At 47.1% G+C, this 7,150-nt stretch carries 5 protein-coding genes and 1 pseudogene; 3 read left to right on the top strand and 3 right to left on the bottom strand.

Annotated elements, in window-relative coordinates; all coding sequences use genetic code 11:
* Positions 1–366: pseudogene (locus IQ270_RS26380) on the top strand (zinc ribbon domain-containing protein); the annotation flags it as partial.
* A 223-nt stretch (positions 367–589) separates the two neighbouring features.
* On the opposite strand, the gene IQ270_RS26375 reads toward IQ270_RS26380, so the two are convergent.
* The 3 genes from IQ270_RS26375 to cax all read right to left on the bottom strand — a co-directional run bounded on the left by IQ270_RS26375 (position 590) and on the right by cax (position 5,377).
* A complete protein-coding gene (locus IQ270_RS26375) occupies positions 590–2,650 on the bottom strand; it encodes a serine/threonine-protein kinase (RefSeq protein ID WP_193976128.1) in 2,061 nt (686 codons plus the stop codon).
* Between the two features lie 306 nt (positions 2,651–2,956).
* Positions 2,957–3,214, bottom strand: a complete 258-nt coding sequence (locus IQ270_RS26370) for a hypothetical protein (protein ID WP_193976127.1) — start codon at positions 3,212–3,214, stop codon at positions 2,957–2,959.
* Positions 3,215–4,255: 1,041 nt separating this feature from the next.
* Positions 4,256–5,377 carry a calcium/proton exchanger gene (gene cax / locus IQ270_RS26365; protein ID WP_193976126.1) on the bottom strand — a complete coding sequence of 374 codons (1,122 nt, stop codon included), beginning with the start codon at positions 5,375–5,377 and terminating at the stop codon, positions 4,256–4,258.
* A gap of 346 nt (positions 5,378–5,723) precedes the next feature.
* On the opposite strand from cax, the gene IQ270_RS26360 reads away from it, so the two are divergent.
* Both IQ270_RS26360 and IQ270_RS26355 read left to right on the top strand, forming a co-directional pair.
* Complete coding sequence (locus tag IQ270_RS26360) at positions 5,724–6,263, top strand: GrpB family protein (RefSeq protein ID WP_193976125.1); 540 nt, start codon at positions 5,724–5,726, stop codon at positions 6,261–6,263.
* Between the two features lie 4 nt (positions 6,264–6,267).
* Positions 6,268–6,573 (top strand): antibiotic biosynthesis monooxygenase, encoded by a 306-nt coding sequence (locus IQ270_RS26355; protein ID WP_193976124.1) that lies wholly within the window; start codon positions 6,268–6,270, stop codon positions 6,571–6,573.
* The last annotated feature ends 577 nt before the right edge of the window (positions 6,574–7,150 follow it).

Raw genomic sequence — 7,150 nt, 5'->3', positions numbered from 1 at the left:
CTCACTCTCGATTAATTGAAATGTTGGAGTACAAAGCTCGGTTGGCGGGAATCACAGTAATTGTGCAGGAAGAATCCTACACATCCCGCTCCAGTTTTTTAGGTTTAGACCCAATTCCTGTTTATGGAAAAACTGAAAAAGAGCCTGTGTTTACAGGTTTGCGGATTAAGCGGGGTTTGTACAAAACATCGACTGGTCAGCTAATTAATTCCGATGTGAACGGTGCGTACAACATCCTCAGAAAAGCAATCCCAAATGCCTTCAGCACTCTTGATAGAGAGCTGCGTAGTTCAGCCAAGGCGGGTTAATCCGCTCAAAGTGAAAGGGAAGGGGGAGGGACTTAACGCCTCCCATGTCATGCAATAAATGACTATACTTTTACCAGCTATTACTCGCTTATCTTGCCTTTAATCGCTCTCCAATCTTGCAATGCCCCTGCTACAGGCTGCGCTGCACCTGTCTTTCACCTGCGGTTCCCCGATCGAAGATTTATCCTATTCAACTGCCAGCAACAGCTCTATCATATAAAATCAGTCATTACAAATGCTTCAATTTTTTAATCTCAAATCTCAAATCTCAAATGATCTGACTAAGGCATTCGCCAAATTTTAATAGTTTTATCGGGACTGCCACTTGCCAAAGTCTTGCTATCTTTGGTAATAGCAATAGAATTCACAAACTGACTGTGACCCGAAAGAGTGGCTTTTTCTTTTCCCGTCTTCAAATCCCAAACTATAATCTCTCCGCCCCCGCTAATCAAAGTGCGGCTGTCCGGGCTAAAGGCGATCGTCCTCACCCAACTCGAATGCCCTTTAAAAGTGCGGGTGCCCTTCCCGTCTTCCACGTTTGACAAACGAAGCGTATTGTCGTTGCTCGCACTAGCTACAAGTTGCCCGTTGGGGCTAAAATCCACAGCATTAACTGCGCCCCCGTGACCTGTAATAATTCTTCTGACTTCTCCGGTGTCGAGATTCCACAAACGCACAGTCTTGTCCTGGCTGCCGCTAGCGAGAGTTTTACCGTCCCGGGTCAAAGCGATCGCATTTACTGCTCCGGCGTGGCCGCTCAAAGTCCGCAACCTGCTGCCGGTTTTGGCATTCCACAAACGCACAGTCTTGTCATCGCTCCCGCTAGCGAGAGTGTTACCGTCACTGCTAAAAGTGACGGCGTTGACGGTGGCTTTGTGAGCTGAAATCGTCAGCATCCGCCGCCCCGTCTTCAAATCCCACAAAATCACATTATTGTCGTCGCCGCCGCTGGCAAAAATCGAGCCATCCGGGCTCACCGCCAGCGTCTTGACCGATTTTTTAGAATGCGCCGGACTGATAGTCCGCATTAGGCGTCCGGTCTTCACATTCCAAATTCTAATCGTCCCAAAGCTGGCGCTGAGCAAAGTTTTACCATCCGGCGACAGGGCGATGGCATTTACACTGCCGACATTATCCAAACTTCTTGCCAAAAACTGACTGCTGGGCAAACTAGCAAGCAGCCACACCGGGTTTGCCGGAAATACTCCGTAACGCATCGAACCGTAAATTTGAGACGCGCCAATACCCAGCATCAAGACAGCAGCGCCCGCCAACAACTTATTTTTCCAATCAAAAACATTTTTCTGGGTCTGGTTCGATCCCGAATCCAGAGGTCTGAGGCGCTTCATCAAACCCTGTTTCGTCCCCCCAGCCCCCCCAGACATTCCGCGAATTTTAGTTTGCCCTGTCGTCGGCAACTGAGTCGGCAACTGAGTTTCTGCGCCGTCGAGATTAATTTCCTCCAAGCACTGCAAAACCATCTGCGGCCTTTGAGGTCGATTGCCAGGAAAAGGCGCCATCAGGTAATCGATCACGTTAGCCAAGGGGTCGGAAACTTGAGGAGCTCCCTTGCGCCACATTAATCTCCCCGTGCGTGGGTTCTCGGGAAAGGCAGTCGGCGGCTTCCCTGTCAGCAAGTAAACAAAAGTGCGCCCCAGAGCAAAAAAATCTGACTGCGGAACAGCTTTGCCATTAGTTTGTTCCGGCGGTGTGTAGCCAGGCGAAACGATGCCAGTGACATTTTGTCCCTGACCGACTTTAGCGAAATAAGTTGCCGAAACTTCCCTGGCAGTCCCGAAATCAATCAGCACTAACTGCCCGTTCGGCTTGCACATAATGTTGTGCGGTTTGATATCTCGATGAAAATAGTTGAGTCGGTGAACTTGGTCTAAGATTTCTGACAGTTGTTTGAGCCAGTTTAGAGCTTGTTGTTCGCTGATCGGGCGGCCCCGATGTTTCAGCCAGTCTTGCAAATTTGCCCCAGCAATTTTCTCCATCACCAGGCAGTGAAAAGACTCTGTGCTGTGAGCTGGCGTAAATGTAAAATAACCGTCGCGATCGACTTTTGGAATACCTGGATGTCTCAGCCTGACCAATACGTCGGCTTCTTGCTTAAACAGTTCTACGGCTTTGGGATGTTCTTTGAGCAGGACTTTTAGCACTTTTCGGGCGCCGTTGTCGTCCACTTCAAATGTTCGGCCAAAACCGCCGCCTCCGAGAGGCGCGACTAGCCGATATCGACCTTGCAAGAAAAGTTGTGACCCGCAGTGAATGCACGCGGATTTGCCTGAGTTGGCTGGATCTGAGGGATTCGGGCATTTGGGATTGAGGCAATAACTCACGAAGCCACATAACCCTGATTGAGGTTGCTTTATCAAGTTTTACTCGGGCACTCTCAGCACTGTTTGTGACTGAGATTCTTGATTCAGCGAAGTCACTTGCTGGCGACTGGATTTCTCCAACCGTTTTAGAGGTGTCTTCTCCTCAAGCGTAAATTCCGGTATGCCCGCTCCGTACTCGATCGATTTTCTTGATCCTGTGCGGTTTTTGTTGAAGTGCCAGCTTTTCTAGACGGCAACACCGTCTTTGTGTGACTTCGCACTCAACAATCGAGTTAAGTTGTTAGGTTGTCTGGTTGTACTCAATTTTCAACTTGTGACGATCGTAGCACACCTAGCACAACACTCATCTGCACTCGCTGATTGAAGTCCAGAAGGGTCGATCGAGTCAAGCCGAGAAACTAAAATCTCGATCGCGAGAGTGGATTCTGTCTTTTTCGATAACTCGCAGCAGCCGTATTCAATTGTACGATCGCCCCGACCGCGATCGAAGCCAGAAGCCCAGGGAAGAATCCCAGAGGAGGAGAGCTCGCAGGTGTTTTTTGACGGCGGGATAGATGAAGTCAACTAAACCGGGCGAAAATCTGGGTACTCAAACAAAACACCGGGCTGGGGAAAAACCTGAATCAGGAGTGGGAGTGGGGGGAGGAAAGTCTTGCGACTTCCATTTTTGTTGTTCCTTCAGCATCAAAGAGCCTGTTATCTCGTGGACGGTTGCATCAGAATAATCAAATCTAGTCAACAATCAACACTCAACCATTCAGTTTTTCGACCCGCCCGTCAACAGTCAACAGTCAACAATTCCGGTATGAGTGCAGTTAGAGAGTCGATGGCAGAGTGTCCCCTATCATCTCTCCTACAAAACCGTGCTTGCGACTTTCACCGCACACGGCTCCTGAATGATGTAATCCTGGTTATGGATACAGTAAGATCGCATCACGAGATGATTTATACCGCTTGATAGTTTTCCTTTTACCCCTACATCCCACCATCAGATTTTTCTGTGGCATTAGGCTTTTAAAGGGTTACTTAGTCTCTATCTTTTACACCACCGGGCGCTGTCAGCAGATCTCTGCTATTACAGCAGAGCTTTAGCTTCTGCAACCATCCCTCACACTCACAGCTTACGGCTAGCAACCTACTTATTTTTAAGGGCTGTGAGAGCTTTACTTCGTTCCGATTACACATTGGTTGAACATGACAGCGTAATGCTTTCCACCGGGTTTTTTGGGCAGTGCTGATAAGTCAATCCGATAATTGCTTATGCCCTATCCTTGCCTTTTGGCTTGGTCTATCAGCCATTTGACCATCTATCATAACGGTGGTTCAGACACATTTTTGCTTTCGCTACGCATATGTTCTAGCTCGACAGCTACTCCATTTGGCTAAGAGTCTTTCTGCCTTTTATCCCCGCTTTATCCTGTTAGTTGCTACCTCACAAAATAGGGGATATGCTTTTACCGCTGCACCTGCGGACTGGGACTTGACTTAACGTCTCACCCAGAAGTGTAATCAGTTATCACTAACTCGCAGCGGAGTCAGGCTAACCGTCCCTGGATAGGAGAACCTATCCATTTAGGCTAAACGAATCGCACACCGGAATTGATATTAAACAACACCCTCGATTACCGGATGGAAGTAGAACGCCAAGGCCAAAACCGCATAAGCTGCCAACAGCAAAGTACCTTCGAGCCAGTTAGAGTTGCCGTCAAAACTGATAGAATTGGCGATCAGCACCGACACCGCAACCGCTACAAGTTCAAACGGGTTGAAGTTCAAGTCCATCGGTTTGCCCAAGACAAAACCTGCCAAAACCAACACCGGCGCAACAAACAAAGCAATTTGCAAACTCGAACCGACGGCCACGGAAACCGACAAATCCATTTTATTTTTCATCGCCACCGTCACTGCGGTGGTGTGTTCGGCCGCGTTGCCAATAATCGGCACTAAAATCACCCCGGTAAACAGCGATGTCAGCCCCAAACGGGCGGTAGCTTCTTCTAGAGTATCCACCAGCAGTTCCGACTCGATCGCTACCATGACGGTACAGGCCAACAGCACCCCAATCCACAGCCACAGATTGACCTTGTGGTCGGGATTGTCTGGTGCTAAGTTACTTTCGGCTAATTCTTCGAGCATTTCACTTTCTGACACTCCTGCATCGTACAGATAAGCGTGGGTTTTCATCGAAAACAGCAGCGTCAGCACGTAGACGACAATCAGGACTACAGCAACAGCGCTTGAGAGGTTCTGCATAATTTCCGGGGCGATGCCGACAGAGGTGGCATTAACTGCCGTCGGCACCAAAATGGCAATCACGGCTAAGTTCATTGCTGAAGCGTTCAACCGCGCGACTGTCGGCTGAAAGTCTTGTTCTTTGTAGCGCAAGCCGCCTAGCAGCATCGAAAATCCCATAACTAACAGCAGGTTGCTCATAATTGAACCGGTGATGCTGGCTTTGACAACATCTATTAGTCCGGCGTTGAGGGCGACGATGCCGATAATCAGTTCGGTGGCGTTTCCAAAGGTAGCATTCAGCAAACCGCCCAAGTTGGCGCCGAGGACGACAGCGATTTCTTCGGTAGCCGTTCCCATCCAGGCGGCTAGGGGGATGATGGCTAGGGCTGATGTAATGAAGATTGTGGAGGATTCCCAGCCGAGAAAGTGTCCGGCGATGGAAACTGGGATAAATATCAGCAGGCTGGAAATTATTGTAGTTGTGTTTGGCATTTAGATTCTGAAAAGCTCCCAACAGTCAATCATAGCCGGCCACAAAGTTGCAAGAAGCGGGAGGAAAAGAAATTTGGGTTCGCTCAAAGCCTGGGGTGGCGCTCTTCTTTGTTGGCCTAGTCCTTTGTCGGGCTTTCCCTGTCGCGACGCTGGCGGGAGAGCAACTTTACACAAAAGGCGATCGGGCGATTTGAAATTCCGTTCCCAAACAGTCAGTTTCTCCCCGTTGTCCGTATGTTTAAGAGTTTTGCGCGCAGCCGGTAAATGAGTAATGATAAAATCAGTGTCGGTTAAATGCGATCGTCAACCCATCTGAAATCACAAAAGTCGCAAATAATTATCAGTCATGTCAATAAAACTAGATTTTTTCAAAGTAGAAGTCGTCCCGCACGATCGAAGTTGGCGAGACGCTTTTGAAACTGAGTCGAAACAGATTGCACTTGCACTTACCGAAAATGCGATCGCTATACATCACATCGGTAGCACAGCCATTCCACAAATTCAGGCAAAGCCGATTATCGATATGCTAGTTGAGGTCAAAGATATTATGAAAGTCGATGCACAGAGTTCAGGAGTTGAGGCATTAGGTTATGAAGCAATGGGTGAGTTTGGCATACCCGGTCGCCGTTTTTTTCGTAAAAGTAATGAACTAGGGATTAGAACGCACCACATTCACACGTTTGAAGTGAACTCAGCACAGATATATCGCCACTTAGCGTTTCGAGATTATCTGATTTCCCATCCTGAAGACGGGCAGCAATACAGCGAACTTAAAAGAAAACTCGCAAATACTTACCATGATAATATTCAGGGGTACATGGACGGAAAAGATGGGTTTATCAAAGAAATAGACCGGAAAGCAGCCAAGTGGCGATCGCCCGATTAAATCTATGATATTAGAAGTTGCAATTCTTGATATTAAGCCTCAGATGGCTGCTGAATTTGAAATTGCTTTTAAAACAGCTTCAGCTATTATTTCTTCTATGCCGGGATATGTCTCGCACGAGCTTCAACGCTGTATCGAAACTACAAATCGCTATATTTTGCTGGTGCGGTGGCAGAGTTTGGAAGACCATACTGTTGGATTTCGAGAATCGCCGGAGTATCAAAAGTGGCGTTCTTTGTTACATCACTTTTACGATCCTTTTCCGACTGTGGAACATTATGAAGTTATTGTGTCTGTCTCGGACGCATAAAAAACTATTTTTTTTACCTGTTTTAGAGGTTTTAGTGCATTTTTGAGTAGAACACACGGGATTGTTAACTTCCTGTTAGTAAGTCGTATTTCTCAAGTTTTAAGCCTCTGTACGGATCGAGGCAGCACGTGATTGATAGTCGATCGGATTTGTGGAAACTGCTAGTAAAATTCGTCGGCAGTTAGAATATAAATTAGCTGCATTTTACTGGTAGATAAAATGTAACAGAAGCCGATACTTAGATGTGATATTCAACCCGCAGTAAGTTTCAGGTTTTTTGCGGAAAGTATGTGTTGTCAAAGATGGATTAAATGGCTGGCGGGTCAAGAGATGCTATTTTTTTATTGTTCAAATAGTTAATTTTTTTTGCGAGTTTTTCAATATGATGAGTAATGGCTAATCAAAAATTAGCTCGGTGATTGGTTGAACGGATTATTAAAGAGTTAAGAGTAGCAGTATGAATATTGCCCGATCGCTAATTTTTATCAGTTTTTTTAACTGGTGAGGCAATTTGGTTGGTTTTTAATTCGATCGCCCTTTTGGCGATCGAGCATATTCCAGCAGCGCAGTGCAGCAG

Source organism: Microcoleus sp. LEGE 07076, from assembly GCF_015207455.1.
Lineage (GTDB): Bacteria > Cyanobacteriota > Cyanobacteriia > Cyanobacteriales > Microcoleaceae > Microcoleus.
The sequence above is the reverse complement of the archived record's forward strand: the minus strand, read 5'-3'. Positions and strand labels throughout refer to the sequence as shown.